Below are 26,515 nucleotides of genomic sequence, written 5' to 3'. Positions count from 1 at the left end.
AGGCAGGACAGGGCGCCGTCAAGGAGCCCTGCCCTGGAGCAGGTTATTTCATATCCTTGGCCTGCACCCACAGCACCGCGTCCTGGGAGATGTGCTTGCCTTTATAGGTTTTAGTCTTACCAATGTTCAGCGCTGCAATTCCCCACCAGCCGGCACGGGGAAGGCCGATGGTGACGACGCCCTGGGCATCCGAATAGGTACTCAGGGATTTGAACGAGGCTTGGGGGGCCGTGACATAGTCCTGCTGGCCGAAGGCGTTGCCTTTGATATCGACCGCATGGTTGAGGTATTCGATTTCGATCTCGGCGAACGGCACGGGCTCGCCGTCGGCCAGCACCAAGGCGCGGAACACGCCGCCGGTCCAGTTGGCATAGGGCTTGTTCAAGGGTTGGATTTCAACCGGCAGGCCTTGCGGTTCCGACCAGTTGCCGGGTACGCCACCGACGTTCACGATCAGCTTGGTGAACTGCTGGATATACACGTCTTCGGCGGTTTCCAGGTAGGGCTCGGGTTCAAGTACAAAGACATGGTCCCCCAGGGAGCGCACCAATTCCCGTGGAATCGATGCACGATAGGCGTTCGCCTGATTATCGCGGCTCTGCCACTGCACGGGTCGCAGGTATTTACGCAGGTCGATTTTCTCCCCGCCGTGAGCGCTGACCTGGCTGAAGACGAGGGGCTGCCCCATGTTCATCGTCGGCCCGGCAGAGAACGGGTGGGTGAATACGATGGCGAATTCCAGGTTGTCCGCGCGCGGCAGCGCCGTTTCGTCCACGTACATTCACCCAGTCGTCGTGCTCGATATAGCAGTCGAAAACGGGGCCGTGGGCCAAGGCGGCCTGGCAGAACAGCAGGGCACCTGCCAGCAGTAGCGGGTGGGCCAGATCTCGGGTTTTCATCAGGCTTGAGTCTCCAGGGTCGACGTTGATCACTGCGGCGTCGCGGCTTGAACGCCAGCCGCGGGAGCGCCGGCCGGCGCGAAGGCCGACAGCAAGGCATCCAGGTTGGAACTCAGCAGCGCTTCGTAGCCGTTGGCTGCGTTGGCAAGCATGCCCGGGTTGCCGATATCCAGGATCAGCAGGCGTGCGCCGCCGTCCTTGATGGCCTGGGCAATCCTGGCGTCAGGCGCCCACTTATGGAGTACCCGTAACTACGTCGGTGACCCGGAGAAAGAGCCCGGCAGCATGCGCTGGCAGGAGGGCTACGCCAAATATGGCCTCAACGGCACGACCGACAAGATCATCGCGGGCTCCGTCTATGGCGGTTTCAGCCTGCTCAGCAGCGGCACCTGGGGCGACGGGGACGCAGGGGCGATCACCGCGGGCAATGAGCGCCGTACTGACGTGGAAGATGCTTTCCTCGGCTGGAGATCAGGCGACCTGCTGCCCGCCCTGGGCAAGGACGGTGTGGATTTCTCTTTCGGTCGCCAGTTGGTGACGGTGGACGGTTTCCTGATCACCGATGATGGCTACAACCCAGGCAAGGCGTTCAACCCCATCGAGGGCGTGCGCGATGGCCGGTTCGACAGGGGGGGCGCCTTTTACCTTGGCCAACGCCTGGCGTTTGGCAACACGGCGGTGCTGAAGCTGGGCGGCAAGGAAGGGCTGCACGGCAGCTTGATATGGTTGAAATCCGATAACCCCGGGCAGTCCAAGACCGAACTGGCAGTGGGCACTATCGACTACACCACCGCCATCGGTTCGATCGGTTCGACCTACATACACGGCCTGGATGTGGATGAGAAATATGCCTTCGCAGATCGGCTTGAACGCAAGGGCATGAATGTCTACAGCATTCGCGGGCAGGGCAACGCCGGGATTGAGAACGCCGACTTCGCATTCGAGGTGGCGCGCCAGGAAAAACGTTCCGGTTCACAGCGGGCGATGTTCTTCGACGCGGGCTACACCTTCACCGATGTGCGATGGCAGCCGACGGTCAGTTATCGCTATTCGCGCTATTCCGAAGGATGGGACTTCCTGTTCCAGGGCGGCTTTCGCAAACGCTACCAGGGTGAAGTCGCGTCCAACTACGCCGGTTCAGTGACGTCGAATATGCAGATCAACGACGTGCTGCTCTCTGTCCGGCCCACCGAGAAATTGACCCTGAACGCGATGGCCTTCGACTACCATCAACTGTCCCGTCGCAATGAACGGGACTTCGCGGCGCGGGAGGTCGACCTGTTTCTGGATTGGATGGTCACGGATAACATCACGCTTTCGCCGTTGATCGGCCTCTATAAACCTGAGAAGTGGTTAGGCAACGGGGGCGGGCAGAGCGGCAGCGCGTCGACCAACACGTACATGCAGTTCATTGTGTGGGCGACGTTCTGAGTTGTCATTGAGGGCTGTTGCGGGGCCAGGCAGGCGTTGACGTTTTGCGTCAACGCCTCATCCATTCAGAGCATGCGGCGCAGCACATCGTTGCGCGGGTCGCGGTCGTAGAAGCGATGCTTGAGGGCGCCCGCCACATGCAGCACGATCAGGACAAGCAAGCTATAGGCGAGGACTTTGTGCAGCCATTGGAACACGACGAACCAATCGTCATTCTTTGGCAACAGCTCGGGCAGGTTAACCCCAAAAAAGAACACGCCGTCGCTCATGGTGAACGTGCTCGACATGGAGTACCCCATCAACGGCACGATCACCAACAGCACATACATGGCGCGCTGAATCAGGCGTGACAGGAACCTTTCATAGCCCGCCAGGGTTTCCAGCGGCTGCGGCAAATTGGGGGTGCGAAAGCGCACGGCGAGCTGAGTCAGGACCACCAGGAACGTCAACACCCCGAAGGACTTGTGCCAGGGGTAATACAGCTCGAATTTGCTCGCCACCTCATCATTCATTCCAGTCATATGCCAGCCGGCCCAGAGCAGGCCCAGCACGAGCACGGCACGCACCCAGTGCAACACGCGCAGGGAGGTCGGGTACCGATCGATTGTCGGTTGATCTATTGGGTTCATGTCAGGTTCTCCACGGATCGATGCACGGTTGAATGGCCACCCTCAACGTTGGAGGGTGGCTCGGTCAGGACAACGAATAGGCTCAGGCGGGCAGGAGGACGGTGATGACTTTCTCCTCGGTGTAGGCCAGCGCGCCGCTGAACCCACCTTCACGTCCGATACCGCTGGTCTTGACGCCGCCCCAAGGCAGGTTGGCGTCCAATGGGCTCCAGCAGTTGATGCCCACGGCGCCAGCTTTCACCGCCGCAGCAACGCGGTGCGCTCGTACCAGGTCGCTGGTCCAGACCGTGGCCGCCAGGCCGTAGCTGCTGTCGTTGGCCAGGGCGACCGCTTCGTCTTCGCTGTCGAACGTAATCAGCGTGCCGACGGGGCCGAAGATCTCATCCCGGGCGATTTCCATGTCGTTGCGGGCGTTGGCGAAGATCGTCGGACGCACGAACCAGCCCTGCTTGGGTGCCGAGACGCCGCCGGCCAGCAGCGTGGCGCCTTGGTCGATGCCCAGTTGGATGTAGCGGTTGACGCGATCGAATTGAGCCTTCTTGGCCACCGGCCCCATCTGTACGCCGGGCTCGCGAGGGTCGCCCACGCTCACTGCCTGTGCGGCTTCGGCCAGCGCTGCACCAAAACGGTCGGCGAGGCTGCGTTGCACCAGGATCCGCGAACCGGCCGCACACACCTGGCCCTGGTTGGCGAACAGGCCGAGGGTACAGCCGCGCAGGGCGTCGTCGAAGGACGCATCATCGAACACAATCTGCGGGCTCTTGCCGCCCAATTCCAAGGCCACGCGCTTGAACAACACACCGGCGGTGCGCTGGATTTCACGCCCAGCCTCGGGGCTGCCGGTGAAGCTGATCTTGGCAATATCCGGGTGTTCGCACAGGGCGCGCCCCACTTCATTGCCGTAGCCGGTGACCACGTTGATCACGCCGTCCGGGAAGCCCGCTTCCTGCGCCAGCAGCGCCAGGTGCAGAGCCGACTGCGGGGTTTCTTCCGATGGCTTGACCACGACGGTACAGCCCGCCGCCAGCAACGCAGCGAGCTTCCACACCGTGATCATCAACGGCGAGTTCCAGGGCACGATGGCACCCACCACGCCGACCGGCTCGCGCACCGTGTAAGACAGGGTTTTGGTGCCGAAGTAACCCCCGGTGGGAATGGTGCGACCTTCAAGCTGGTTGGCCCAGCCCGCGGCGGCGCGCAGGTTGGCGATCGCGTTGGGCAGGTCCATCCGGCGCGGCTCGATGGGGGAGCGGCCGATAGCGTTGGCGTCCAGATCGGCCAGCAGTTCAGTGTCGCGCTCAACCAGGTCGGCCAGTTTCGACAACAGTCGGCCACGCGCGGCGCCGTCGAGTTGGCTCCACTCGCCGCGTTCCAGTTGCTGGCGTGCAGCGGCCACCGCACGGTCGACATCCTCGCGGGTGCCTCGCGCGGAGCTGCCGTACACCTGTTCATTCACGGGGTTGACCAGGTTGATACGACGACGGTCGAAGGCTTCGCAGGACACACCTTCGATGAAATGATTCAAGTGCTCAGTCATATTGCGGTCCTCGAGTAATGGGCAAGGTCATGCTTTGAGAGAAGCCAGGGCGTCGCCGAAGATATCCAGGGCCTTGAAGAACAGCTCGCGAGATATGGTCAGCGAAGGCATGACGCGCATGACGTTGCTGTAGCGGCCACATGGAATCATCAGCACACCGTGGTTGAGCAGGTAGCCCATCAGTTGGCCGATCTTCTCGCCCGCCAGGGGCGCCTTGGTGAGTGGGTCTTCGATCAGTTCGATACCGATCATCAGGCCGCGCCCGCGCACTTCGCCGACCAACGGGCTGTTGAAGGCGCGAATATGCGCCTGTGCCTCCAGGCCCAGGGTGTGGGCGCGGTTGAGGAGGTCAAGGTCCGGGTCCTGGAGGATGCTGATGTTGGTCAGTGCCACCGCGGCCGACAACGAGTTGGCGGCGAACGTGTTGGGCATGGAACCGTCGGGAATCTGCGCCGCCAGGTCCGAGCGCATGATCAGGCCGGCCATGGGCAGGTCGCTGCCGATGCCTTTGCCGAAGGTGAGCATGTCGGGCTTCACGCCGGAATGTTCGACCGCCCACATCTTGCCGGTGCGACCGGCACCCGATTGCACTTCATCGACAATCAGTAATGTGCCGCTGCGGTCGCAGGCCTTGCGCAGCAGTTGCAGGAACTCCGCAGAGGGTGGCACGTAGCCGCCTTCGCCCTGTACCGGCTCCACGATCACGGCAGCCACGTCATCGGCCGCGGTGTAGGGGGTGTTCAACAGATAGTCGATGTACTCACCAGCGATCTGCTCGGCGCTCTTGTGGGTGGTGTCGAAAGGGAAGCGGTAGGCGTAAGGGTAGGGCGCGTGAATCACCCCACCCATCTGGGCACCAAAGCCCTTGCGGTAGGCCGTGCCGGTGGTCAGCGAACCGGAAGCGTGCCACACGCCGTGGTAGCCGCCGTGGAAGGCGATGATCTGGTGCCGCCCGGTGACGCGCTTGGCGAACTTGATCGCCGCCTCCAACGCATCACTGCCGCTTTGCGTGAAGAAGGTAACGCAGTCGCCACGCAAACCCTCGGGCGCGATTTCGGAAAGCTTGGCAGCCAACTCGGTACGCCGGGTGCTGTTGATTTCCAGGGCATGCATCAGCACTTCGGACTGTTCGCGAATCGCTTGCACCACTTTGGGGTGGCAGCGGCCCACGCTGCTGACACCGACGCCTGCGGACAGGTCGATGTAGGTGTTGCCGTCGGGGTCTTTGAAGGTCGCACCGAAGGCACGGTCCATGGCCACCGGCATACGTCCGCCGCCGCGCGCCATCGACTCGGTGCGCGCCGACAGCGCCAGGGCTTCGCGGGTCTTGGGGCCGGGCAGTTCGCCGGAAATAATCTGCGGGGCATCTGCAAAGTGCAGGGATTGAAATTTGGCTTCACTCATGACGGTCTCTCTGGAATGTCTATTTAAGTGTGCCGATCATCTCCGGCGCGCGTTCCAGGCCGGTATCCCGAATCGGCACATGGTTTGCTTGCATTCCAGCACATAAACAATTTGCAGGACTTTTGCGATGTGCGACTATCAATTGGATCGCCGATCTAAAAAAAACAAAAATATTGGTAGAGGCATGTCCCAATGAAAAACCAAACGATCAGCCATTTTCGCGATATCCATGTCCATGCAGCCACCATCCAGCAGTGGAACCAGGACTACAGCCAGTTAACCTCGGGCTGCGCCGAGAGCACGTTGATGCAACTGACAACCTCGGGTTGCCACCTGTTTCTCGAACAGATCAACCAGCGCGTGGTACAGAACGGCGTGGCGCCTAAAGGCAAGATGTGCTTTGCCGTGCCGATCAACGTCCCGGGATCGATTCGCATGCAGGGGCGCGAGGTAGATGACAGCAGCCTGTTCTTTCTCCATGGCGGCGAGGAATTCATGTTCCATATGCCGATGGGCATGGAGCTGCTTTCCATCACCTTCGAGCGTGAATTATTCGATGAGGCGTTGGAGCAGACCGCTTCGGCGAAGGAACTCAACCGGTTGCTGCGCCAGCCGGTGATCAGGGTTTCCCCCCAGCGATTTGCACAGGCCCGGCGCCGATTGCTGGCGCTTTTCTCCCAGGCACTGGTGTACGAAGATCTCGATAGCACGCTGGATCAAGAGCGCGAGGCGGCGTTGGAGCAGGCGATGCTCAGCGAGTTGTTGCAACTGATGATCGACCCAGCCTGCGACAAGCAACAGCGCAGTCCCAGCTCCACGCGCAGTTTTATCGTAGAGAAATGCCACCGCCTGGCGACCGGCGAAATGATCAACGTGCCCAGCGTGATCGATTTATGCCAACGCCTTCAGGTGAGCCGACGCACGGTGCAGAACAGCTTCCGCTCGGTCGCCGAGACCACTCCACTGAATTACTTGCGCTCCGTGAGGCTTAACGGTGTCCGTCGAGCCTTGATGTCTACCCGCGCCTGCGAGCTGTCGATTGGCGATGCCGCGGCCCAGTGGGGCTTTTATCACCTGAGCCATTTTGCCGCGGAATACCAAGAGCTGTTCGCGGAATTGCCATCCCAGACTGCCCGCGCCGCCATCACGAGTTGTGTGCGGGCCTGACAAACAACGCTAGAAAGACCTGAAATAGCCTGCGTCATCAGCTCTGAATGCGCAGGAGCTTCGCTGTGGGTGCTTGAGTTACCGATTTGGGATATCGGGGCGTTGCGGCGCAGGCATAGGATCAGTGCCAGCGTGCAATAAGAACGACAAGCTGTTTGGTGACGCTGCGTAGCCGGCTGCACCGATCCTAAAGCGACTGCCTCATACAATAAGGTCAACAACATGAGTGTATTTAACCCGGTCAACAGCTCCACGGAGCTCAAGCGTGGTGCCCTGGGTGTGGGCTTCATTATCTTCTTCGTGGTGTCGGCGGCAAGCCCGCTGAGCGTGATCGCCGGCGGTTTCCCCATTGGCATCATGCTGGGCAATGGCGCCGGTACCCCGGCCTTGCTGATCCTCGCCTTGCTGGTGCTGCTGGCGTTCTCGGTGGGTTACACCACCATGTCGCGCCACGTGACCAATGCCGGTGGTTTTTACGCGTTCACGTCCCGAGGCCTGGGTGGCCTGGCGGGCGGTGCCGCCGGGGTGCTGGCGATGTTTGCCTACAACATCCTGCAGGTCGGGTTGTACGGGATGTTCGGCGGGGTGGTCAGCGGCACCATGGAGGCTGCCTTCGGCCTGGCGTTGCCCTGGTGGGCTTACTCGCTGATGGCGATGGCGAGCATCGCGATCCTGGGCTATCGCAAGATTGACCTGTCAGCACGGGTGCTGTCGGTGATGGTGATCGCCGAATACCTGGCGATCCTGGTCCTGGACTTCGCCATCCTCAAGTCCGGCGGCGACAGCGGCATCAACCTTGATTCGTTCAGCAGTAGTCATGTGTTCAGTGGCACGCCGTCAATCGGCCTGCTGTTCTGTTTCGCCGCCTTTATCGGCTTCGAGGCCACGACCATCTACGGCGAAGAGGCCAAGGACCCCAAGCGCACCATTCCGATTGCGACTTACTGCTCGGTGTTGCTGATTGGGGCGTTCTACGCATTGTCGGTGTGGTCGATGGTGGTGGGCGTGGGCGCGGATAAAATCGTGCCGATGCTGCAGGCCTTGCAGGACCCGACCACCTTTATCTATGGCATGTCCGACCACTTTGTCGGCCCGCACCTGACAAAGATTATCCGTGTCCTGTTCATGGTCAGTATCTACGCCGGGCTGTTGGCCTTTCATAACGCCGCCGCGCGCTACTTCTATGCGATCGGCCGTGACGGTTTGCTGCACAGCCAGTTAGGCACGACCCACCGCGTGCACCAGAGCCCGCATATGGGCTCGGCGTTGCAGAGCCTGATCTCGGCCGTGGTGGTGCTGATTTTCGCTGCGCTGGATGCCGATCCGATCCTGCAACTGTTTGCCTGGCTGTCCAACCTGGCCACGCTCTGCGTGATTTTGCTGATGGCGCTCACTTCGGCAGCGGTGCTGATGTACTTCCGAGGTCAACCGCAGCTCAAGGTCGGGGTTTGGCGTGGGCAGATTTTCCCCGGTTTCTCTTGCCTGGCCCTGTTGGCAGTGCTGATCCTTGCCGTGGTGCATTTCGACGTGCTCACCGGCGCCAGCCGATTGCTGTCCTACAGTCTCTGCGCGATTATTCCATTGGCCTTGCTGGGCGGCGTATTCCTCGCGGCGCGGTTGCGCAAGGCATCGCCAGAGCGGTTCCTGGCCTTGGGCAGCCACAAGCTCTAAGGCGCGGCCCGCGGTGGTTGATGGCTCAGCTTGACCAGCAGCGCTGCGATCAAAAGCAGCGCTGCCGACGCCACCAGCACCGCAACAAAGCCCGCATCGAATGCCGAGCGGGCGAATGCGCGCAGCATCGCGGCGCCTTCGGGCGACAAGGTTTCGGCGACCACCAGCGCATCGTCCAGACTGTCGAATGTCGCGGGATTGCGGCTCAGCCACGCTGGAATCGCCAGGCCCGCCGAGTACGCATAAATCGCCGACAACAGGCTGCCCGACAGCGTCACACCGACGGCACCGCCCAATTCAAACGACACCTCCTCGACGGAGGCGGCCATGCCGGCCTGATCGGCCGGTACGCTGAGCATGATGGTGCTGGACGACGCCGTCAGTGCTGCGCCAATGGTAAGCCCCAGCAGCCCAAGAACGATCAGTTGCAGGTACACCGCCGCCTCATACAACAGCAGGTAAGCCAGCATCGACGCCGCGGATAGCAGCAGCGTCCAGAACAGCATCCGCTGGTTCCCCAGGCGAGGCAGGTAGTAACCGGCAAGCGGCCCGGAGATAAACGAGCCCAGCGGTAGCGGGAGGATGAACAATGCGGCTTCCAGTGGCGACAGGCCCAGCACCAGTTGCAGGCGTTGGCTGAACACCAGCTCCATGCCGATCAACGCAGCAGCCGACACAACCGCCGCAATCACCGCGTTCCTGAAACCGGAGGAACTGAACAGCGCCAGGTCGAGCATCGGTTGGATCGCGCGGCGCTGGCGCCGAATGAATAGCGTCAGGAACAGCGCGCCCAGCACCAGTGCGATCAGCATGCCTTCGAAAGAGGGCGTGCGCTTGCCGAGTTCCTTCACCGCATACGCTACGCTGATCAAGCCGATCATCACCTGCAGCGATCCCAGCCAGTCCCAGCGTTTGCTCGCATCCCCGGGGTTATTCGGGATCAATAGCGCGCCGACGACCAACGCGACCAGCACAATCGGCACGTTGATCAGGAACACCGAGCCCCACCAGAAATGCTCCAGCAGCAAACCGCCGATCACCGGGCCGAACGCCGCGCCGCCTGACGCCACCGAGGCCCAGATGCCGAACGCCATGGCCTGTTCACGCGGGTCGGTGAACGTCACCCGCACGATCGCCAGCGTGGCGGGCATCATCATCGACGCGCCGACTGCGAGGAAACCACGTGCACCGATCAATACAGCGGCGGAGGTTGAAAACGCCGCCATCAGCGAGAACAGGCCGAACACACCGAGCCCGCCGATGAACAGGCGTTTGTGCCCGAGACGGTCACCGAGTGTCCCCATGCCCAGCAGCAGGCCAGCGGCGATCAGCGCATAGATGTTGACGATCCAGAGCTTTTCCGAGGCTGAAGCATTCAGCTCTCGGGTCAGCGTGGGCAGGGCGGTGTAGAGCACCGTCATGTCGATGACGATAAGCAGCAATGCGCTGGAAATAATCGCGAGGATCAGCCAGCGGCGTGAAAAAGTCATGGGTGGTGCTCATTGAAGGCGAATGGGAGGGCGGCCACTGTAGCTCAGTCAGGCGACATACCCTTTACACGCGGAAGTGCCTGACCAGTTGCTGCTGGTGATTGGCCATTTGATGCAGTAAATCACTGGCCTCCGACGCCTCGTTCATCCGGCCGGCGAGTGTTTCGCTGATGCCACGAATGTCACTGACCCGATGGCTGATATCGTCTATCACGCCACTTTGCTCCAGTGCCGCGCTGGCGATCTGCTGATTCATCTGTTCGATCACATCCACGGCCTTCGAAATGCTCTCCAGCGCCACCCGGGTTTGTTGTACCTGGATCACGCTGCCGCCGGCTTGTTCGCGGCTTAGTTGGGTGCTGTGCACCACATCCTGGCTCAGCTGTTGCAAGGTTTCGATCACCGTGCGTACCTGTTCGACCGAGCTCTGGGTGTTACTCGCCAGGTGCCTGACTTCGTCGGCCACCACCGCGAAACCACGGCCCTGTTCGCCGGCCCTGGCCGCTTCGATGGCTGCATTCAACGCCAGCAGATTGGTCTGCTGCGCGATGGCGCTGATGACGTCCAGTACCTGGCCGATCTGGGCGCTGCTATGGGCCAGCGCGTTGACTTGTTGGAGGGTGGTTTCCAGGCGCTGATCAAGGGCCTCAATGCCGCGCTCGGCGGTTGAGAACACCGCCTGGCCTGATCGGCTCGCGCTTTCTGCGGTGGTAGCTGCGTTGGCGGCGCTGTGGGAGTGACGTGCCACTTCCTGGGCGCTGGCGCTCATTTCGTGCAAAGCGGTCGCCGCCAGCTCGACTTCGCGGTATTGACGCTGCATGCCAACACTGACTTCGCGGGCAATGCCTGACGATGTATCGGCGCTGTTTCGGGTGTCCATCGACGCGGTCTGGATATCGCGAATAATGGGCTGCAACGTGTCCAGGAAGCGATTGACCCCAGTGGCCAAATGCCCCAACTCGTCGCGCCTGCCGGCGGGCAGGCGCTGGGTGAGGTCGCCGTCACCTTCGACAATGGCATCGAGCAGCTCGGCCATTTTGATCAATGGACGTGTCACGCCGTAAGCGGCGAGCCAGATCAGCAGCATACCCAGGATGCTGGCAAAAATGCCCAAGCCCAGGTTAAGCCAGTTGGCCTCGCGGCTTTTAGCGTCCAGTTCGCTTTGCATCAGTCGGGCAGACGCCTGCACCCGTGCTTGCGCAACCTTGATCTCCAGTTGCCAGGCCGGGTTGCCCGCCACGGGCTGAAGGGGCTGGCGTATATCGAGCGTGTCCCCCGAGACGTTGCCGCTGCGTCCTGCCACTTGGCCCGCGGCCGACATAATGGTGACTTCGTTGTTGCCCTGGTACAGGTCCTGACCGAGGTCGGCAGCCAGCTTCTGTAGGGTGTCGAGGCTAATATCCATGCCCACCACACCGAGCACTTTGCCGTTGACGATCAAGGGGATGGAAATGCTGCTCATCAGGGATTTCTGGCCTTCCACTTCGATGGTGTACGGCTCGACCACACACACCCGTCTTTGTGCTTGAGGGCAAGCGTACCAGGCGTTTCCCGGTTCGCTGCCGGGGGGCGCGGTGTTCGCGGCGATTTGTGCCTCGCTCAGTACCTCTTGCACCAGTTGCCCCGGCTGACTCTGTGACCAATACAGCGCGAAGCGCCCGGTTTCATTGCCTGCCATGGCGCGTTGGTCGCGCCAGGCGGCGTCAGTGCCGGCCAACGCATCCGGCAGCATGATGACGTACAGGCCGAGCACTTTTTCGCGCTGTTTCAGGGCTTCGCGGGCGCTGCTGATCAGGGCTTCGCGCAATTGCGCGACCGTCAGGCGACCGTTGAGCGTTTGCTCGCGCAGTTGCAGAACCTGTTGCGCAAACCCTTCGCCATATAGCGCGGTTTCACTGAAAAAGCGCTCCACCTGTTGGCCATGCGCCATGGCCTGGGCCTGCAAGCGCTCCAGCGCAGCGTGGGCGAGCAACTCGCTGCTCTGCTCTTTAAGCAGCTTTGCACTGGCTTGATTCTGATACGCGCTGGCGCCAATCAGGGCCGCCACTACTGTCAGCAGGCAGAGCCCGCTGAGCAGGGTGATACGCCATTGAATGGTGAGGTGAGCTAGATGCATGGTCGGGGCGTCCTACAAGTGGGCTTCGCGATGATGGGCTGGGGGGCGAGCCCTCATTCTTATTCTGGTTGCCGGCATCCGGGCATAGCACGGCTGAGGCTAGGTTGCAGGCATGACAGGCCAGGCGGCTATCCCAAATCGGCAACTGCGCCGGGATTGAGCGTGCCGCCTCGACCTGTTTTGGGGCGGGGCTTCGGATGCTACCGATTTGGGATAGCGAGCGGCTCAAGGGCGGGCATAGGATCAAATTCAGCGCGCAACTAAAACAAAACGCTAACCGGTGCCGATGCGGTGTGGTCGGGCCAACCCTAAAGCGACTGCCTCATAGAATAAGGTCAACAACATGAGTGTATCTATCCCGGTCAACAGCTCCACGGAGCTCAAGCGTGGTGCCCTGGGTGTGGGCTTCATTATCTTTTTCGTGATTTCGGCGGCGAGCCCGCTGAGTGTGATCGCCGGCGGTTTCCCCATCGGCATCATGCTGGGCAACGGTGCCGGTACCCCGGCCTTGCTGATCCTCGCCTTGCTGGTGCTGCTGGCGTTCTCGGTGGGCTACACCACCATGTCGCGCCACGTGACCAATGCCGGTGGTTTTTACGCGTTCACGTCCCGAGGCCTGGGTGGCCTGGCGGGCGGTGCCGCCGGGGTGCTGGCGATGTTTGCCTACAACATCCTGCAGGTCGGGTTGTACGGGATGTTCGGCGGGGTGGTCAGCGGCACCATGGAGGCTGCCTTCGGCCTGGCGTTGCCCTGGTGGGCTTACTCGCTGATGGCGATGGCGAGCATCGCGATCCTGGGCTATCGCAAGATTGACCTGTCAGCACGGGTGCTGTCGGTGATGGTGATCGCCGAATACCTGGCGATCCTGGTCCTGGACTTCGCCATCCTCAAGTCCGGCGGCGACAGCGGCATCAACCTTGATTCGTTCAGCAGTAGTCATGTGTTCAGTGGCACGCCGTCAATCGGCCTGCTGTTCTGTTTCGCCGCCTTTATCGGCTTCGAGGCCACGACCATCTACGGCGAAGAGGCCAAGGACCCCAAGCGCACCATTCCGATTGCGACTTACTGCTCGGTGTTGCTGATTGGGGCGTTCTACGCATTGTCGGTGTGGTCGATGGTGGTGGGCGTGGGTTCGGACAAGATCGTGCCGCTGCTGCAATCCTTGCAGGACCCGACCACGTTTATCTACGGCATGTCCGACCACTTTGTCGGGCCGCAACTGACCCAGATCATTCGCGTGCTGTTCATGGTCAGTATCTATGCCGGCCTGTTGGCCTTTCACAACGCCGCCGCGCGTTACTTCTATGCCATCGGCCGTGATGGCTTGTTGCACAGCCTGCTGGGCACGACCCACCGCGTGCACCAGAGCCCGCATATGGGCTCGGCGTTGCAGAGCCTGATCGCAGCGGTGGTGGTGCTGATTTTCGCCGCGATGGATGCCGATCCGATCCTGCAACTGTTTGCCTGGCTGTCCAACCTGGCCACGCTGTGCGTGATTTTGCTGATGGCACTGACCTCTGTGGCGGTGTGCGTCTACTTCCATCGCCATCCCGAGCTTAACGTCGGGCTCTTGCGCGGACGTATCCTGCCCGGTTTCTCCTGCCTGGCGTTGTTCCTGGTGCTGGTGCTGGCGGTGGTGCATTTCGATGTACTGACCGGTGCCAGCCAACTGCTGTCATACAGCCTCTGCGCGATTATTCCCGCGGCCCTGATCATCGGCATCGTGCTCGCCGCGCGGCTGCGAAGGATCTCCCCGCAACGGTTTCTCGCCTTGGGCAGCCACAAGCTCTAAGAACGCTCCAGTTAATCAGACAATTACCGCCTGTCGTTGCTCGACAGGGTGGGTCTGCACGTGAAAGGAAGGTTTCAAATGCACAACTACAAGATGCTCATCGATGGCGCTCAAGTGGCCGGCGAACAAGGTCAGTTTGACGTGATCAACCCGGCCACGGGTGTCGCATTTGCCCAATGCCCGGCAGGATCCCTGGGGCAACTCGACCAGGCAGTCGACGCTGCGCAGCAGGCATTCAAAAGCTGGCGCCACAGCAGCCACCCTGACCGCTGTGAGCGTTTGTTGGCGATTGCGGCGGATATCGAGCAGGAGGCCGATTCACTGGCCCGGCTGATTGTGCTGGAGCAAGGCAAACCGCTGGAGCTGGCGTTTTCCGAGGTCATGGGGGCCGCTGCCTGGACCCGCTACGCGGCCGCTCAGGAGATCGCGGTGGAACTGGTGGAGGAAACCCCCACGCAACGCGTCGAACTGCACCGTAAACCCTTGGGTGTCGTGGCGTCGATCACACCCTGGAACTGGCCGTTCATGATCGCCGTCTGGCACATCATGCCGGCGCTGCGTGCCGGTAACTGCGTGATCAGCAAACCGTCGAGCCTGACGCCGCTGAGCACCTTGCGTCTGGCGCAAATCATTGCCCGTCACGTGCCTCAGGGCGTGATCAACTGCGTGACCGGTGAGCAGGGCTTCGGCAGCGCGATCACCTCGCACCCCGGTATCCAGAAGATTGTCTTTACCGGTTCTACCGCTACCGGGCAGAGCGTGATGCGTGGCGCCGCCAGCAACCTCAAGCGCCTGACCCTGGAGCTGGGCGGGAACGATGCGGCAATCGTATTGCCAGGAACGTCGGTGGAGGCGGTGGCCGAGGAGATCTTCCAGGCGGCCTTTCTCAACATGGGCCAGACCTGCGCGGCCCTCAAGCGCCTGTATATCCACGAGTCGCAGTACCAGGCCTTTGCCGATGCGCTGACGCACATTGCCGCGCGCCAGGTGGTGGGGGATGGTCTGGAGGCCGGTGTGACCTTCGGGCCCGTGCAGAACCTTGAGCAACTGGAACTGGTGGAGGCGTTGGTCGCCGACGCGCGGGCAAACGGTGCACGGGTGTTGTGCGGCGGTGCGCGCCTGGATAAGCCTGGGTTTTTCTATCCGCCCACGCTGGTTGCGGACGTTACCGACGGGCATCGCCTGGTGGACGAGGAACAGTTTGGCCCCGTGCTGCCCTTGATTGCTTACCGGGACGTGGGGGATGTGCTGCGCCGCGCCAATGCCGGTGACATGGGGCTCGGCGGATCGGTCTGGGGACCAGATACCGAGCAGGCCCAGGCCTTGGCCAGTCGCCTGGAAAGCGGGGTTGCGTGGGTCAATTGCCACGCACAGATCCAGCCGAACACGCCGTTTGGCGGCAGCAAGATGTCGGGGTTTGGCGTCGAGTTCGGCCTTGAGGGGCTGCTGGAGTTCACCGGCCAGCAACTGTTGTTTGTGCGCAAGCGCGCCACTGAACAAGGCGTTTGAACCATGCACACTCCAACACGTTATCCCGTATTCGGTTGCACGCTGGTGTGCACCTTGGCACTTGGCGTCATCCATCCAGTGCACGCCTATGAGTTGTACAGCGATGAGGGCCGGCATCTCAATGCCGACATGACCGCCGTGTTCGGCATGTTCAACAGCCGCAAGAACTATGACGGCACATCGGGCGGTTCCACCTGGCGCGAAGGTTTCATCAAGTATGGATTGAGCGGCGACCAGTCCCTGGCCGGCAATGGCACTGCCTATGGGGCTTTCGCCCTGGTCAGCTCCGCCACGTGGGGTGATGGTGATTCGGGGGGCAATAGCGTCGGTACCGAGCGTACAACAAAGATTGAAGACGCCTACCTGGGCTGGCGCTCCGGTGATCTGTTTCCGCTGTTGGGCAAAGACGGCGTGGATATTTCCGGCGGACGCCAAGTGGTCAAGGTCGGTCGAGGGTTCCTGATCAACGATGACGGCCTGAATCCGGGCAAGGGCCCGGCCGATGGCAGCTTGAACCGTGGTGGCGCTTACTACCTGGCGGCCCGGCACTCGTTCGATCAGACCGCCGTGTTGCGCCTGGGTGGCCAGGATGGCCTGCATGGCAGCGTGTTGTGGCTCAAGTCGGACAACCGCATCCAGGCCGAGACCGAATTGGCCGCCGGCACCCTGGATTACACCGCCCAACCGGGGACGCTCGGCTTGACCTGGGTGCATGGCCTCGACGTGAACGATCAATGGGCCAGCGACTTTCAGCGCCAGCGCAAGGGCATGAACATCTACAGCGTGCGCGGTGAAGGCGATGCAGGTATCAAGAACGTCAGCCTGGCGTTCGAGTACGCCTGGCAGGACAAGGATACGGGGCCTGAGAAGGCTTGGTACGGCGAAGCCGGCTACACCTTCGCGGATACCGCCTGGGCCCCCAAGGTGACTTATCGCTACACCCGCTATTCGCAGAACTGGGATGCGCTGTTCACCGGTTTGAGCACAGGCTACGGCACCTGGTTCCAGGGCGAAGTGGCCGGTAATTACGCCGGGCCGTTCAACACCAATACGCGCATCCACCATGTCGGGTTGAAGGCAACCCCACTGGAAAACCTGAGCCTGGGCGCGCTGTATTTCGATTACGCCACCGTGCGTAAAAGCAATGCGCTGAACCTGGATGGCCGCGAGTTGGACGTGTATGCCGAGTGGGCCGTCAACCCGCACTTGATCATCACCCCGCTGGTGGGGCTCTACAAACCCAACCAGGACTCGACCACCGGTGGCAATCAAGTCGGCGGCAATGGCACCAACCTGTATAGCCAGTTGTCGGTGGCCGTACCGTTCTGAGCGTGACGGGCTAGGCCGTGGTGCTGCTCGGCGGGTTGCGCATGTTTTCGGCAATGCGCCGGGTGGTATCCATGACCATTTCGATCACGGTTTCCTGGCGCAGCAGCTTGAAGCTCTGGCTGCTGCCGACGGCGGACAGGCTGCCGACCACCTCGTCCAGGTCCGCCTGGATGATCGGCGCGGCGATACCGGTCAGGCCCAGGTTGAGTTCGTCATGGGTCAGGCAGTAACCGTCCTTGCGGATTTTTTTCGCGGCCTTGGAGAAGCTTGCCCAGTCATACGGGCTGTCCGGGTCGTTGGCCATGTGCTCGTCGAACAAGCGTTGCAGGCGGCGACCTTTCTGGAAGGCGATCAGAACCTTCGATTGCGCCCCGCGGAAAAACGGCAACGGTTGCCCGCGCCCGAACGCAAAGTGATAGGTGTCGGTGGGTTCGGCGATATAGGTGTTGATGATGCGCCCGTCGTAAAACACGCTGGCAAACACCGCCAGGCCCGTTTGTGCGGACAGCTCGTGCATCAACTCGCGTCCGGCGATAAGGATCGGGTCGTACTGACGCATCATCCAATCCAGCTCAATCACACGCGGCCCCAGGCCGTAGCTGCCGGCGTCCACGCGGGTGAGCATACCGGCGTCACATAAGTCCTTGACGTAGCGGTACACGGTTGCTCGTGACAGGCCCATGCGTTCGGCGATGGTGTCGGGTTCGATCTTCAGCGTCTGTGGACCAAACAGGTCCAGGATACTCAGCAATTTGCTCAGGCTGCTCATTGTGTTCCTAAAAGAAAGGGAAGGGCGGTTGTTGCGTACCGGCAGGGATCCGGCCACCCACGCGAGCCCCAAGCGCTGGAGCAACACTACCTCAGTGAGAGAAAAACGCAATCTTGGGCAGGTGTTTTCCCTGATTAAAATTGCATTTATCTCAATTATTGAGAAATACACTAATAAAATGCTTGTTGCTCGTAGGCTTTTGTGTGATAAATCTCATCACTGCAAATGCTCAAGCAAGAGGGCTGAAAATGAATGGTGCGCAACTGATAGTGAATGCGGCAGCGGCAAGCGGTATCGAGTACTGCTTCGCCAACCCCGGGACCACCGAGATCCCCCTGGTGGCCGCCATGGCCAGCGCACCTGCTCTCAAGCCGGTGCTGTCGCTTTTCGAAGGGGTCTGCACGGGCGCCGCGGACGGCTATGGCCGTATCGCCGGCAAGCCGGCGATGACCCTGACGCACTTGGGCCCCGGCTTTGCCAATGGCATCGCCAACCTGCACAACGCACGTCGGGCCAATACGCCCATCGTTAACGTCATCGGCGATCACGCCTCATGGCATGTGAACTACGACCCACCGTTGGCGAGTGACATCCAGGCCTTGGCCGGCACTGTCTCGGGCTGGGTGCGCACCTCGCGCACGGCGGCAGGTATCGGTGAGGATTTGCAGGAAGCGGTACGCGCGGCGTGGCAGGCCAAAGGTCAGATCGCCAGTTTGATTTTGCCCATGGACCTGCAAGCTCACGCGGTGACCCACAACGGTGTGTTCGCACCGTTGCGCGCGCCGGTTCGCCGATTTGCCGGTGACCGGGTCGAGTCCGTGGCGCAGGCATTGCGTGACGGCAAGCGGCTGGTGTTTATCGTCGGCGATGAGGGTTTGTCGGTTGCGGGCCTGGAAGCGGCGGGGCGCCTGGCGCAACTGCCGGGTGTACGCCTGTTTGCCGAGACCTTTCCGCGCCTGAGCTACCGTGGCGGTGGTTTGCCGGATCTGGATCGCCTGCCGTATTTCCCGGAAGTGGCGATTGAAATTCTTGAGCAGTACGACCTGGTCGTGTGTGCTGGCGTGCCCGAACCCATCAGTTACTTTGGCTACGAAGGCATCCCGTCGCGCCTCGCCGAACGTGAGCGCCTGCTGACGTTGGCCGAAGTCGGTGACGATGTCGCCGGCGCGCTGACGGCGTTGGCCGATGCCCTCGATGCACCCGCCTACGTACCGACCCCGGAGGGTATCGAACTGCCGCCCGGCCACGCCGAGTTGACGCCGCAGTCCATCGGCCAAGTGCTGGCCGCGTCACTGCCCCACGACAGCATTGTCTCGGTTGAAGGCGGCACCTGCGGTTATCCCTTCTTCACCGCCTCCGCCCGTGCCGCGCGGCATCGGGTATTGACCAATACCGGTGGCGCGATTGGCCAGGGTATTCCGGTGGGGTTCGGCGCCGCCTTGGCGGAACGCGGCAATAGCGTGTTCTGCCTGCAATCGGACGGCAGTGCGCAGTACACCATCCAAACCCTGTGGAGCATCGCCCGCGAGCAGTTGCCGGTGGTGATCCTGATTGCCGCTAACCATCGCTACGCGATTTTGCAGAACGAGTTGCGTCGTTTCGGCATGACCGAAATGGACCCGCAAGCCCTGCGCCTGACCGTACTCGACAGCCCGCGCATTGACTGGAAAGCCCTGGCAAAAGGCTACGGCGTACCGGCCTGCACGGTGCAAACCAATGCCGAACTGCAACGGGCACTGGCCAATGCCAAGGCCGACGGTGGTCCTTGCCTGATCGAAATGGCGCTGTGAAGGAGTCGATGATGAAACAGTTCGAAGTGCTACCCGCTGTCCAGGCCTTTCTGTCCCAACCGGGCCGCTTGTTTATCGGCGGCAGTTGGCAGGACGCGGCCGCTGGCCGACGGTTTGCCGTGGAAAACCCGGCGACTGAAGAAACCCTGACCGAAGTCGCCCAAGGCGATGCGCGTGACGTGGATGCAGCGGTCGCCGCGGCTCGCGCCGCATTCACCGGCGCCTGGGCGCTGCAGTCTCCCGCCCAGCGCGGCCTGTTGCTGTTCCGCCTGGCGGACCTGCTGGACCAGCACCGCGAGGAGCTGGCGCAGTTGATCACCCTGGAGAACGGCAAGCCTATCGCTGCCGCTCGCGGTGAAGCCGCCAGTGCGGCAACCATCCTGCGTTACTTCGCCGGTTGGCCGACCAAGATCGAAGGCAGCACGCTGCCGGTATCGCCGGCCAGCGGCGCGCCGATGCTCAACTACACCTTGCGTGAGCCGGTAGGGGTCTGTGCGCTGATCGTGCCGTGGAACTTCCCGCTGAACATGTGTGTATGGAAGCTCGGCCCAGCGTTGGCGACCGGTTGCGTGGCGGTGCTCAAGCCTGCCGAACAGACCCCGCTGGTGGCGATTCGCTTGGTGCAGTTGATCGAGACCGCCGGGTTCCCGGCCGGGGTGGTCAACCTGATCACCGGCCTTGGCGCCGAAACAGGCGCGCCGCTGGCCCAGCATCCCGACATCGACAAGATTGCCTTTACCGGCTCGACCCAGGTCGGCCGGCTGATCGCGCAAGCGGCCACCAGCAACATGAAAAAAGTCTCGCTGGAACTGGGCGGCAAGTCGCCGAACATCATCTTGCCGGACGCCGATATCGTGCGCGCCGCCAAAGGTGCCGCCGATGGGATTTTCTACAACCAGGGCCAGGTCTGCACCGCGGCCTCGCGGTTGTACGTGCACGCCAGCGTGCTGGACCAGGTGTTGGAAGAGCTTGAGCGGCATGCCGCCGCCCATGTGCTCGGCAACGGCCTGGACCCGGCCAGCAGCATGGGGCCGCTGGTGTCGGGGCGCCAACTCAGCACGGTCAAGGGCTACCTGCAACGCGGCCAGGAGGAGGGCGCCGAACTGATCTGCGGTGGCGATCGCCCAGCCCACCTGGAGCGCGGCCACTTCATTGCGCCCAGCGTTTTTCTTGACCGCGCCGAGCGTGCCTGTGTCGCCCGCGAAGAAATCTTCGGGCCGGTGCTGACCGTCATGAGCTGGACCGAAATCGACGACCTGGTGCTGCGCGCCAATGATTCGCCATATGGCCTGGCGGCCGGCCTGTGGACCCGCGACCTGCGCTCGGCACACCGCGTGGCGGCGCAGCTCAAGGCTGGCTCAGTGTGGATCAACTGCTGGAACGTGGTCGACGCGGCATCGCCGTTCGGCGGCTACAAGCAATCCGGCTGGGGCCGGGAGATGGGTAAAAACGTGATCGATGCCTACACCGAGACCAAGAGTGTGTTTGTCGATCTGGCCTGAACTGAATAATCACAAGAGGTAATTGCTATGGATCTGGAATTGAAAGGCCGCGTGGCCATTGTCACCGGTGGTGGTATGGGCATCGGCAAGGAAGTCGCACGTTTTCTCTCCGAGGAAGGCTGCAAGGTGGTGATCTGCGCGCGGCGCATGGCGTTCCTGCAACTGGCAGCCGAAGAAATCAGCGCACAGACCGGCAATGAAGTACTGCCGCTGTTCTGCGACACCAATGACATGAAGGCTGTGTCGGAGATGGTCGAGGCGGCGTACGCGCATTTCGGCCGTATCGACATCCTGGTCAACGGTGCCGCGGCGCCGTCCGGTGTCGTGCGCAATGACATCGAGCATGCCGGCGACGATGAGCTGCTGTCGGATCTCAACACCAAGGTGATCGGTTACTTCCGTTGCGCCAAGGCCGTGACCCCACACATGAAGGCGGGCGGCTTCGGTCGCATCATCAACATCGGCGGGCTCACCGGGCGCAGCAGCAAGGTGTTGTCGGGCATGCGCAACCTGGCGATCGCGCATATGACTAAAACCTTGTCCGACCAGCTCGGCCCTTCGGGCATCACGGTCAATCTGATTCACCCTGGCGTGGTGGACACCCCGCATATCCAAGAGCTGTACGAGCGCGAAGCGGTCAAGCAAGGCAAGACTGCGGAGCAGGTCGAACAGGCCTACATCGACGCAACGCCGATTCGCCGCACCCTGGCACCGATTGAAATGGGCTGGTTGATTGGTTTCCTCGCGTCGCCCAAGGCCGCCGCTGTGACGGGCGAGTCCATCGGTATCGACGGTGGTTTGACCCGTGGCATCTATATCTGAGGAGCATCTGTGATGAGTAACGGAACCCTTTTAGTCGCCACCGTCGGCCAAGCGGTGATCCGCAGTGCCGACGACGGCAAGAGCTGGCATCGCCTGGGCCTGGGGCAGGACCTGGAGTTTGACGCGATCACCCGTTCGTTGAGCATGCACCCCGACGCGCCGGAAGTGATCTATGCCGGCACCGATATCGGTTTGTGCGTCAGCCATGACACCGGCGGGCACTGGCAGCAGGTCGACTCACCGTTCAACGGCGAGACCGTCTGGAAGGTGGCGGTGGATCCCCAGGATGCACAGCGGATTTTCGTCGGCACGGGTGCACCTTCGCGCGCTGTGCTCTGGCGCACCCTGGACGGCGGCACCAGCTGGGATCGCGCCCCGGTGGAGATTCCCGAGTTCTGCGACGGCGTCAGCCGTCCACGCCTGCTGGCCTTCGCCTATGACCCCACCGACCGCAACCAGGTGTGGTTCGGCCTGGAGGAGGGCGGGTTGTTTCATTCCCGCGACGGCGGTGACAGTTGGGCACGCATCGACGACCGGCTGCTGTGGGACTACAACTCGGACATCCACAACATCCTGGTACTGCCCAACCACGGCGAGAAAGTCATCGTGGTGGTCTGTGTCAATGCGGTTTATCGCAGCCTGGATGAAGGACTGACCTGGACCGGCATTATCGGCCGGGAAGCCTTCGGCCTGTACTACATACGCGCCATGAACGCGCCGTTGGGCACACAGAACGAGCTGTACCTGAGTATTTCCGACGGTACGCCGGGCACCACCAGCAAGATTCTGGTCTCCCGTGATGCCGCGCTCAGTTGGACCGTGCTGCCGCTGCCACAGCAGCCCAACTCCTGCGTCTGGGCGATTGCCTTCAACCCGGCCAACCCGCGCCAGATCGTGGCGGGCACCAAGTACGGGCATTTGTTCACCTCCGACAACGGCGGTGACGGCTGGCAGAAGCATTGGCGGGAATTCAGCGAGATCGCTGATGTGCTCTGGACGCCTGCGGTTGCGCAGATCAAGTCCGGGCACCAATCCATCGTCAAAAAACACTGAGGAATACCGCCATGAAGGTCGAGATCCTGCGTACTCACTTATCGCTCTGGGTCAGTGACCCTGACGTATCGGCACGCTGGTACGCCGACATCCTGGGCATGCACGAAAGTGCCCGAGGCGAGAGCTGGGTCATGATGGCATTTGGGGGCAAGCACCACGACATCGCCTTGATTCGTGCCGAACCGGGTGCCCATCAAGGTGGGCTCGGGTTGCAACACTACGGCCTGGAAATCGCCGGGGACATGACAACCTTGCGTCAGCTGTACGGGATGTTGCTGAGCAAGGGCGTCGAGGTGGTGAAGATCACCGATCACGAAATCGGCAACGGCCTGTATTTCAACGACCCCGATTGCAATCGCATGGAATTCTTTCTTGAAACCGAGCATGACGATGCGTGTGGCAAGGCCCGCTTCAAGGCCGCCGGTGCGCCGAGTCGCAACATCACGCTTGATCCACTCGAACCCCTTTGAATAGAGGCACACTGATGAAAACCGCAAATTTCGCCAGCTATCACATCCGCAAATGGTACAGCTTCGTTGAAGAGACCCTGGCCAATGAAACCGGGCAGTTGGCCGATGGCGAGCCGGTGTTCAAATACGCCGTCGCTGCTGTGATCGCCAACCCATATGCCGGCCGCTACAGTGAAGACCTGTCGCAATTGATCGAGCCGTCGCCGCTGTTGGGTCAAGAGTTTGGCCGGCGCATCCAGGCACTGGCCGGTTCGCGCCAGATTCAAAGCTATGGCAAGGCTATCCTGGTGGGCAGCGCAGGCGAGTACGAGCACGGTAATGCGTTCCTGACCAACCCGGCCGCCGATCCGATTCGCGTCGCGCTGGGCGGCGGCAAATCGTGGGTGCCGTCCACCGGCAAGCGTGGTGGCCCAGGTTCGACCATCGACGTGCCGTTGGCGCACAAGGACGCGTTGTACGTGCGCTCGCACTACGACAGTTTCTCGCTGACCTTCGGCGACGGTCCTTCGCCGGATGAGATCGTCGTGATCTGGGCCTTCGCCACGCGCGGACGCCTGCATGCACGCTTGGGCGGGCTGAAAGCCGAAGACGTAAAAGGCCTTGACGGTCTGCACTGATAAGCGCGCAGGATCAAGCGGTGCTGGACTCAAACCACAACAAAAAAAGCGGTGAATAGCGATGAAGCAGGAGAAGACCCAAGTTGTCATCGTGGGCGGTGGCCCCAACGGCATTACGGCCGCGCACTATATGGGAATGTACGGTGTCGACTGCGTCGTCCTTGAGCTTGCCGACTGCATATTGCCTTACCCCCGCGCGGTGGGCATGGATGATGAAGCGCTGCGCGTTCTCCAGGCAATCGGCATCGCTGAACTGGCGGTGCGCGACATGATCTGCGATGTGCCGCTGCGCTATTACAACGCACGCGGCGTGTGTTTTGCCGAGGTCAAGCCGAGTACCGCCCATTACGGCTGGCCGATGCGCAACATCTTCATGCAGCAGTTGCTCGAAGGCACGCTGCGCGAAACGCTCGGGCAGCGCAGCAGTGTGGTGTTGCGCCAAGGCCATGAAATGCTCGAGCTGGAGCAGGATGGGGAGGGCGTGACCTTGCAGGTGCGCGATGCCCAGGGCGAGGTCTACCAACTGCGCGCCGATTACGTGATCGGCGCCGATGGCGGGCGCTCCACCGTACGCAAAAAGCTCGGTGTTGAACTGATCGGTCTGACCCATGCGCGAAAATGGGTAGTGGTCGACACCGCCAATGACACCTTGGATGCGCCTTATACCGCGCTGCACGCTGACCCGCAGCGGCCATTCGTATGCATCTATCTGCCGTACCAGCAGCGGCGCTGGGAGTTCATGCTGATGGAGGGCGAAGACGAGGCGAAGATGTGCGAAGAGAGCACCATCCGCGATCTGATTCGTGGGCATATCGGCGACGCGGTGGACACGTTGAACATCATCCGTATCCGCGCCTACACCCACCATTCCCGCGTGGCGGCGCGGTTCGTCCAAGGGCGCGTGGCGCTGGTGGGCGATGCCGCACATATTTCGCCACCGTGGGCCGGGCAGGGCCTCAATTCCGGGCTGCGTGACGTGGCCAACGTGGCCTGGAAACTGGCGGCGATCATCCACGGGCGCGCTGCCCATGGGATCCTCGCCACCTATGACCAGGAACGTCGTGGGCACGCCACCGAACTGGTCGCCCTGGCCGACAATATGGGCACGGTACTGGGGCTGACCAACCCGTTGATGGCCGGCGTGCGTGACTGGTTGTTCCAGGCGGTGAACAGCGTAGATAACCTGCGCTCGCACCTGTTGGAGTTCAAGTTCAAACCCAAGGCCACCATCACCAAAGGGTTGGTCTATCACGAACGTGCCGAACTGCGCGAAGACGACCTGGTCGGCCAGCTGTTTGTGCAGCCGTATATCGAAGATGCCCAGGGGCAGCGTCGGCGTCTTGATGATGTGCTTGGCAATTCCTATGCGGTGCTGGGTTATCGGGTCAATCCGCGCGCGCAACTGAGCGAAGAAATGGCCACGTTCTGGGCACGCTGGGACACGCGCTTTATCCAGGTCAACCGTTCGCGCAGTGGTATGGGGCGCAACCAGCCATTGACGGCCACGGATGCCATCAGCGTGGAGGACGTGGATAACCGCCTCGGCGAATGGTTCTCGAGGGTGCGCGATTGCGTCGTTGTGGTGCGTCCGGATCGGTTTGTCGCCGCCATTACCACGCCTGAGCGGCTTGAATCGGTGTTGCGCAAGTTAGCGGAGCAGCTGTCATGACTGCCGATCATCGCGTATTGAGCCAGTTGGACCAGGCCATGCGCAGGGTGCAAGCCATTGCGCCGCTCCCCCCGGAGGCGCTGGACCTGAACGCCGGGTACGCGCTGCAACGCCAGGGGCTGGCTTTGCGCCAGGCCTTGGGCGAACAACTGAGCGGTTGGAAGATCGCCTTCGCCGGCAGCGCCGCGCAACGGCGCTTCGGCATTGACGAACCGGTGTATGGCGGCCTGACCGACCAGATGTGCGTACAGCCGAACACAGCGGTGGCGCTGTCGCGGTTGATCCAGCCCAAGCTGGAGATCGAGGTGGCGATTGTGTTGGGGCGCAGCCTGGCGCCGGGCGAGTACAGCGATGAGGAGATCCTGGACGCGATTGCCGAGGTGGCACCGGCGTTCGAGATTGCCGACTGCCGTTGGCAGGGTTGGACGTTCGGGGTGGGGGCCTTTCTCGCCGATAACGCGGCGGCGGGCCTTTATTGCCTGGGCCCCAGAATCGCGTTCGACCCTGTCAAGCACGCCAATGTGGCGTACCGCCTCGAATGTACCGGCGCGCTCTGTGGCGAAGGCGATACCGAGGGCCGCGAGGACCCGCCGCTGACCAACCTTTGCTGGCTGATTCGCCGCCTGCTGGCCGACCGTCAGCCGGTGGAGGCCGGGCAGGTGGTGCTGTCCGGTGCGTTGCTGGCGCCGATGGATATCCAGCCTGCCACGTACCGCCTGCATATGTTTGGCACGGAACTGGCTTTGCTTTTCACCACGGACAAAACCGCGGTGTGAACCATCGCTGCCGTCAAGGATGACTTCAGTCCCCTTCAGGCCAATGACGACAACGGGGCCCCCGAGGAACGAC

The 26,515-nt window shown here is 61.9% G+C and carries 21 protein-coding genes and 2 pseudogenes; 14 read left to right on the top strand and 9 right to left on the bottom strand.

Translation table 11 applies throughout. From position 1 onward, the window contains the following. Positions 1 to 43 precede the first annotated feature (43 nt). Together AB7933_RS17480 and AB7933_RS17475 are read right to left on the bottom strand one after the other, a co-directional pair. Positions 44 to 781, bottom strand: a complete 738-nt coding sequence (locus AB7933_RS17480) for a DUF4198 domain-containing protein (RefSeq protein ID WP_024075474.1) — start codon at positions 779 to 781, stop codon at positions 44 to 46. 147 nt (positions 782 to 928) lie between these two features. Further along, entirely contained in the window at positions 929 to 1,051 is a 123-nt protein-coding gene (locus tag AB7933_RS17475; RefSeq protein ID WP_024075473.1) for a hypothetical protein, read from the bottom strand. Positions 1,052 to 1,100: 49 nt separating this feature from the next. On the opposite strand from AB7933_RS17475, the gene AB7933_RS17470 reads away from it, so the two are divergent. Further along, positions 1,101 to 2,330: a hypothetical protein gene (locus AB7933_RS17470; RefSeq protein WP_024075472.1), complete on the top strand. Its 1,230-nt coding sequence runs from the start codon at positions 1,101 to 1,103 to the stop codon at positions 2,328 to 2,330. 65 nt (positions 2,331 to 2,395) lie between these two features. Here AB7933_RS17470 and AB7933_RS17465 read toward each other — a convergent pair whose 3' ends face one another. From AB7933_RS17465 to AB7933_RS17455, 3 genes are all read right to left on the bottom strand, one after another. Next, on the bottom strand, positions 2,396 to 2,959 hold the full coding sequence (locus AB7933_RS17465) for a cytochrome b (protein ID WP_024075471.1): 564 nt from the start codon (positions 2,957 to 2,959) through the stop codon (positions 2,396 to 2,398). Between the two features lie 82 nt (positions 2,960 to 3,041). Then, positions 3,042 to 4,496, bottom strand: a complete 1,455-nt coding sequence (locus AB7933_RS17460) for an aldehyde dehydrogenase family protein (RefSeq protein ID WP_024075470.1) — start codon at positions 4,494 to 4,496, stop codon at positions 3,042 to 3,044. A gap of 27 nt (positions 4,497 to 4,523) precedes the next feature. Beyond that, positions 4,524 to 5,900 carry an aspartate aminotransferase family protein gene (locus AB7933_RS17455; protein WP_024075469.1) on the bottom strand — a complete coding sequence of 459 codons (1,377 nt, stop codon included), beginning with the start codon at positions 5,898 to 5,900 and terminating at the stop codon, positions 4,524 to 4,526. A 192-nt stretch (positions 5,901 to 6,092) separates the two neighbouring features. On the opposite strand from AB7933_RS17455, the gene AB7933_RS17450 reads away from it, so the two are divergent. Together AB7933_RS17450 and AB7933_RS17445 are read left to right on the top strand one after the other, a co-directional pair. Next, positions 6,093 to 7,067, top strand: coding sequence for a helix-turn-helix domain-containing protein (locus tag AB7933_RS17450; protein ID WP_024075468.1), 975 nt, complete (start codon positions 6,093 to 6,095; stop codon positions 7,065 to 7,067). 222 nt (positions 7,068 to 7,289) lie between these two features. Then, positions 7,290 to 8,738 carry an APC family permease gene (locus tag AB7933_RS17445; RefSeq protein WP_024075467.1) on the top strand — a complete coding sequence of 483 codons (1,449 nt, stop codon included), beginning with the start codon at positions 7,290 to 7,292 and terminating at the stop codon, positions 8,736 to 8,738. On the opposite strand, the gene AB7933_RS17440 is transcribed toward AB7933_RS17445, so the two are convergent. The 3 genes and pseudogenes from AB7933_RS17440 to AB7933_RS32505 form a co-directional block, all read right to left on the bottom strand. After that, positions 8,735 to 10,228, bottom strand: coding sequence for an MFS transporter (locus AB7933_RS17440; protein ID WP_024075466.1), 1,494 nt, complete (start codon positions 10,226 to 10,228; stop codon positions 8,735 to 8,737). The genes AB7933_RS17445 and AB7933_RS17440 overlap by 4 nt on opposite strands. 64 nt (positions 10,229 to 10,292) lie before the next feature. Continuing rightward, a pseudogene (locus tag AB7933_RS32510) lies at positions 10,293 to 10,835 on the bottom strand (methyl-accepting chemotaxis protein); the annotation flags it as partial. A gap of 315 nt (positions 10,836 to 11,150) precedes the next feature. Continuing rightward, positions 11,151 to 12,158 (bottom strand): annotated as a pseudogene (locus AB7933_RS32505) (HAMP domain-containing protein); the annotation flags it as partial. A 529-nt stretch (positions 12,159 to 12,687) separates the two neighbouring features. On the opposite strand from AB7933_RS32505, the gene AB7933_RS17430 reads away from it, so the two are divergent. The 3 genes from AB7933_RS17430 to AB7933_RS17420 all read left to right on the top strand — a co-directional run bounded on the left by AB7933_RS17430 (position 12,688) and on the right by AB7933_RS17420 (position 16,974). Further along, positions 12,688 to 14,136: an APC family permease gene (locus AB7933_RS17430; RefSeq protein ID WP_024075464.1), complete on the top strand. Its 1,449-nt coding sequence runs from the start codon at positions 12,688 to 12,690 to the stop codon at positions 14,134 to 14,136. A gap of 78 nt (positions 14,137 to 14,214) precedes the next feature. Beyond that, the gene (locus AB7933_RS17425; RefSeq protein ID WP_024075463.1) at positions 14,215 to 15,645 is read left to right on the top strand and encodes an aldehyde dehydrogenase family protein; all 1,431 of its coding nucleotides are present in this window, start codon (positions 14,215 to 14,217) and stop codon (positions 15,643 to 15,645) included. A 3-nt stretch (positions 15,646 to 15,648) separates the two neighbouring features. Next, a complete protein-coding gene (locus AB7933_RS17420; protein WP_024075462.1) occupies positions 15,649 to 16,974 on the top strand; it encodes a hypothetical protein in 1,326 nt (441 codons plus the stop codon). A gap of 10 nt (positions 16,975 to 16,984) precedes the next feature. Here AB7933_RS17420 and AB7933_RS17415 read toward each other — a convergent pair whose 3' ends face one another. Next, entirely contained in the window at positions 16,985 to 17,743 is a 759-nt protein-coding gene (locus AB7933_RS17415) for an IclR family transcriptional regulator (RefSeq protein ID WP_024075461.1), read from the bottom strand. Between the two features lie 248 nt (positions 17,744 to 17,991). Here AB7933_RS17415 and AB7933_RS17410 point away from each other — a divergent pair, with 248 nt between their 5' ends. The 8 genes from AB7933_RS17410 (at position 17,992) to AB7933_RS17375 (ending at position 26,442) form a co-directional block, all read left to right on the top strand. Beyond that, entirely contained in the window at positions 17,992 to 19,533 is a 1,542-nt protein-coding gene (locus AB7933_RS17410) for an acetolactate synthase large subunit (RefSeq protein WP_024075460.1), read from the top strand. An 11-nt stretch (positions 19,534 to 19,544) separates the two neighbouring features. Beyond that, positions 19,545 to 21,035, top strand: a complete 1,491-nt coding sequence (locus tag AB7933_RS17405) for an aldehyde dehydrogenase family protein (protein WP_024075459.1) — start codon at positions 19,545 to 19,547, stop codon at positions 21,033 to 21,035. A 27-nt stretch (positions 21,036 to 21,062) separates the two neighbouring features. Beyond that, a complete protein-coding gene (locus AB7933_RS17400) occupies positions 21,063 to 21,857 on the top strand; it encodes an SDR family NAD(P)-dependent oxidoreductase (RefSeq protein ID WP_024075458.1) in 795 nt (264 codons plus the stop codon). A 12-nt stretch (positions 21,858 to 21,869) separates the two neighbouring features. After that, positions 21,870 to 22,910: a WD40/YVTN/BNR-like repeat-containing protein gene (locus tag AB7933_RS17395; protein ID WP_041160939.1), complete on the top strand. Its 1,041-nt coding sequence runs from the start codon at positions 21,870 to 21,872 to the stop codon at positions 22,908 to 22,910. A gap of 11 nt (positions 22,911 to 22,921) precedes the next feature. Beyond that, positions 22,922 to 23,380, top strand: coding sequence for a VOC family protein (locus AB7933_RS17390; protein WP_024075456.1), 459 nt, complete (start codon positions 22,922 to 22,924; stop codon positions 23,378 to 23,380). Between the two features lie 14 nt (positions 23,381 to 23,394). After that, a complete protein-coding gene (locus tag AB7933_RS17385) occupies positions 23,395 to 23,997 on the top strand; it encodes an amino acid synthesis family protein (protein ID WP_024075455.1) in 603 nt (200 codons plus the stop codon). A 61-nt stretch (positions 23,998 to 24,058) separates the two neighbouring features. Continuing rightward, positions 24,059 to 25,666 (top strand): bifunctional 3-(3-hydroxy-phenyl)propionate/3-hydroxycinnamic acid hydroxylase, encoded by a 1,608-nt coding sequence (locus AB7933_RS17380; RefSeq protein ID WP_024075454.1) that lies wholly within the window; start codon positions 24,059 to 24,061, stop codon positions 25,664 to 25,666. Next, positions 25,663 to 26,442 carry a 2-keto-4-pentenoate hydratase gene (locus tag AB7933_RS17375; RefSeq protein ID WP_024075453.1) on the top strand — a complete coding sequence of 260 codons (780 nt, stop codon included), beginning with the start codon at positions 25,663 to 25,665 and terminating at the stop codon, positions 26,440 to 26,442. The genes AB7933_RS17380 and AB7933_RS17375 overlap by 4 nt, the downstream gene beginning before the upstream one ends. Positions 26,443 to 26,515: the final 73 nt, after the last annotated feature.

It is taken from the genome of Pseudomonas gorinensis (genome assembly GCF_042015035.1).
Lineage (GTDB): Bacteria > Pseudomonadota > Gammaproteobacteria > Pseudomonadales > Pseudomonadaceae > Aquipseudomonas > Aquipseudomonas gorinensis.
The sequence above is the reverse complement of the archived record's forward strand: the minus strand, read 5'-3'. Positions and strand labels throughout refer to the sequence as shown.

Bases quoted from the DNA above. Each gene is read 5' to 3' on its own strand.
- AB7933_RS17480 (WP_024075474.1), bottom strand. From the start codon at position 781: ATGTACGTGGACGAAACGGCGCTGCCGCGCGCGGACAACCTGGAATTC.
- AB7933_RS17475 (WP_024075473.1), bottom strand. From the start codon at position 1,051: ATGCTTGCCAACGCAGCCAACGGCTACGAAGCGCTGCTGAGTTCCAAC.
- AB7933_RS17470 (WP_024075472.1), top strand. From the start codon at position 1,101: ATGGCCTGGGCAATCCTGGCGTCAGGCGCCCACTTATGGAGTACCCGT.
- AB7933_RS17465 (WP_024075471.1), bottom strand. From the start codon at position 2,959: ATGAACCCAATAGATCAACCGACAATCGATCGGTACCCGACCTCCCTG.
- AB7933_RS17460 (WP_024075470.1), bottom strand. From the start codon at position 4,496: ATGACTGAGCACTTGAATCATTTCATCGAAGGTGTGTCCTGCGAAGCC.
- AB7933_RS17455 (WP_024075469.1), bottom strand. From the start codon at position 5,900: ATGAGTGAAGCCAAATTTCAATCCCTGCACTTTGCAGATGCCCCGCAG.
- AB7933_RS17450 (WP_024075468.1), top strand. From the start codon at position 6,093: ATGAAAAACCAAACGATCAGCCATTTTCGCGATATCCATGTCCATGCA.
- AB7933_RS17445 (WP_024075467.1), top strand. From the start codon at position 7,290: ATGAGTGTATTTAACCCGGTCAACAGCTCCACGGAGCTCAAGCGTGGT.
- AB7933_RS17440 (WP_024075466.1), bottom strand. From the start codon at position 10,228: ATGACTTTTTCACGCCGCTGGCTGATCCTCGCGATTATTTCCAGCGCA.
- AB7933_RS17430 (WP_024075464.1), top strand. From the start codon at position 12,688: ATGAGTGTATCTATCCCGGTCAACAGCTCCACGGAGCTCAAGCGTGGT.
- AB7933_RS17425 (WP_024075463.1), top strand. From the start codon at position 14,215: ATGCACAACTACAAGATGCTCATCGATGGCGCTCAAGTGGCCGGCGAA.
- AB7933_RS17420 (WP_024075462.1), top strand. From the start codon at position 15,649: ATGCACACTCCAACACGTTATCCCGTATTCGGTTGCACGCTGGTGTGC.
- AB7933_RS17415 (WP_024075461.1), bottom strand. From the start codon at position 17,743: ATGAGCAGCCTGAGCAAATTGCTGAGTATCCTGGACCTGTTTGGTCCA.
- AB7933_RS17410 (WP_024075460.1), top strand. From the start codon at position 17,992: ATGAATGGTGCGCAACTGATAGTGAATGCGGCAGCGGCAAGCGGTATC.
- AB7933_RS17405 (WP_024075459.1), top strand. From the start codon at position 19,545: ATGAAACAGTTCGAAGTGCTACCCGCTGTCCAGGCCTTTCTGTCCCAA.
- AB7933_RS17400 (WP_024075458.1), top strand. From the start codon at position 21,063: ATGGATCTGGAATTGAAAGGCCGCGTGGCCATTGTCACCGGTGGTGGT.
- AB7933_RS17395 (WP_041160939.1), top strand. From the start codon at position 21,870: ATGAGTAACGGAACCCTTTTAGTCGCCACCGTCGGCCAAGCGGTGATC.
- AB7933_RS17390 (WP_024075456.1), top strand. From the start codon at position 22,922: ATGAAGGTCGAGATCCTGCGTACTCACTTATCGCTCTGGGTCAGTGAC.
- AB7933_RS17385 (WP_024075455.1), top strand. From the start codon at position 23,395: ATGAAAACCGCAAATTTCGCCAGCTATCACATCCGCAAATGGTACAGC.
- AB7933_RS17380 (WP_024075454.1), top strand. From the start codon at position 24,059: ATGAAGCAGGAGAAGACCCAAGTTGTCATCGTGGGCGGTGGCCCCAAC.
- AB7933_RS17375 (WP_024075453.1), top strand. From the start codon at position 25,663: ATGACTGCCGATCATCGCGTATTGAGCCAGTTGGACCAGGCCATGCGC.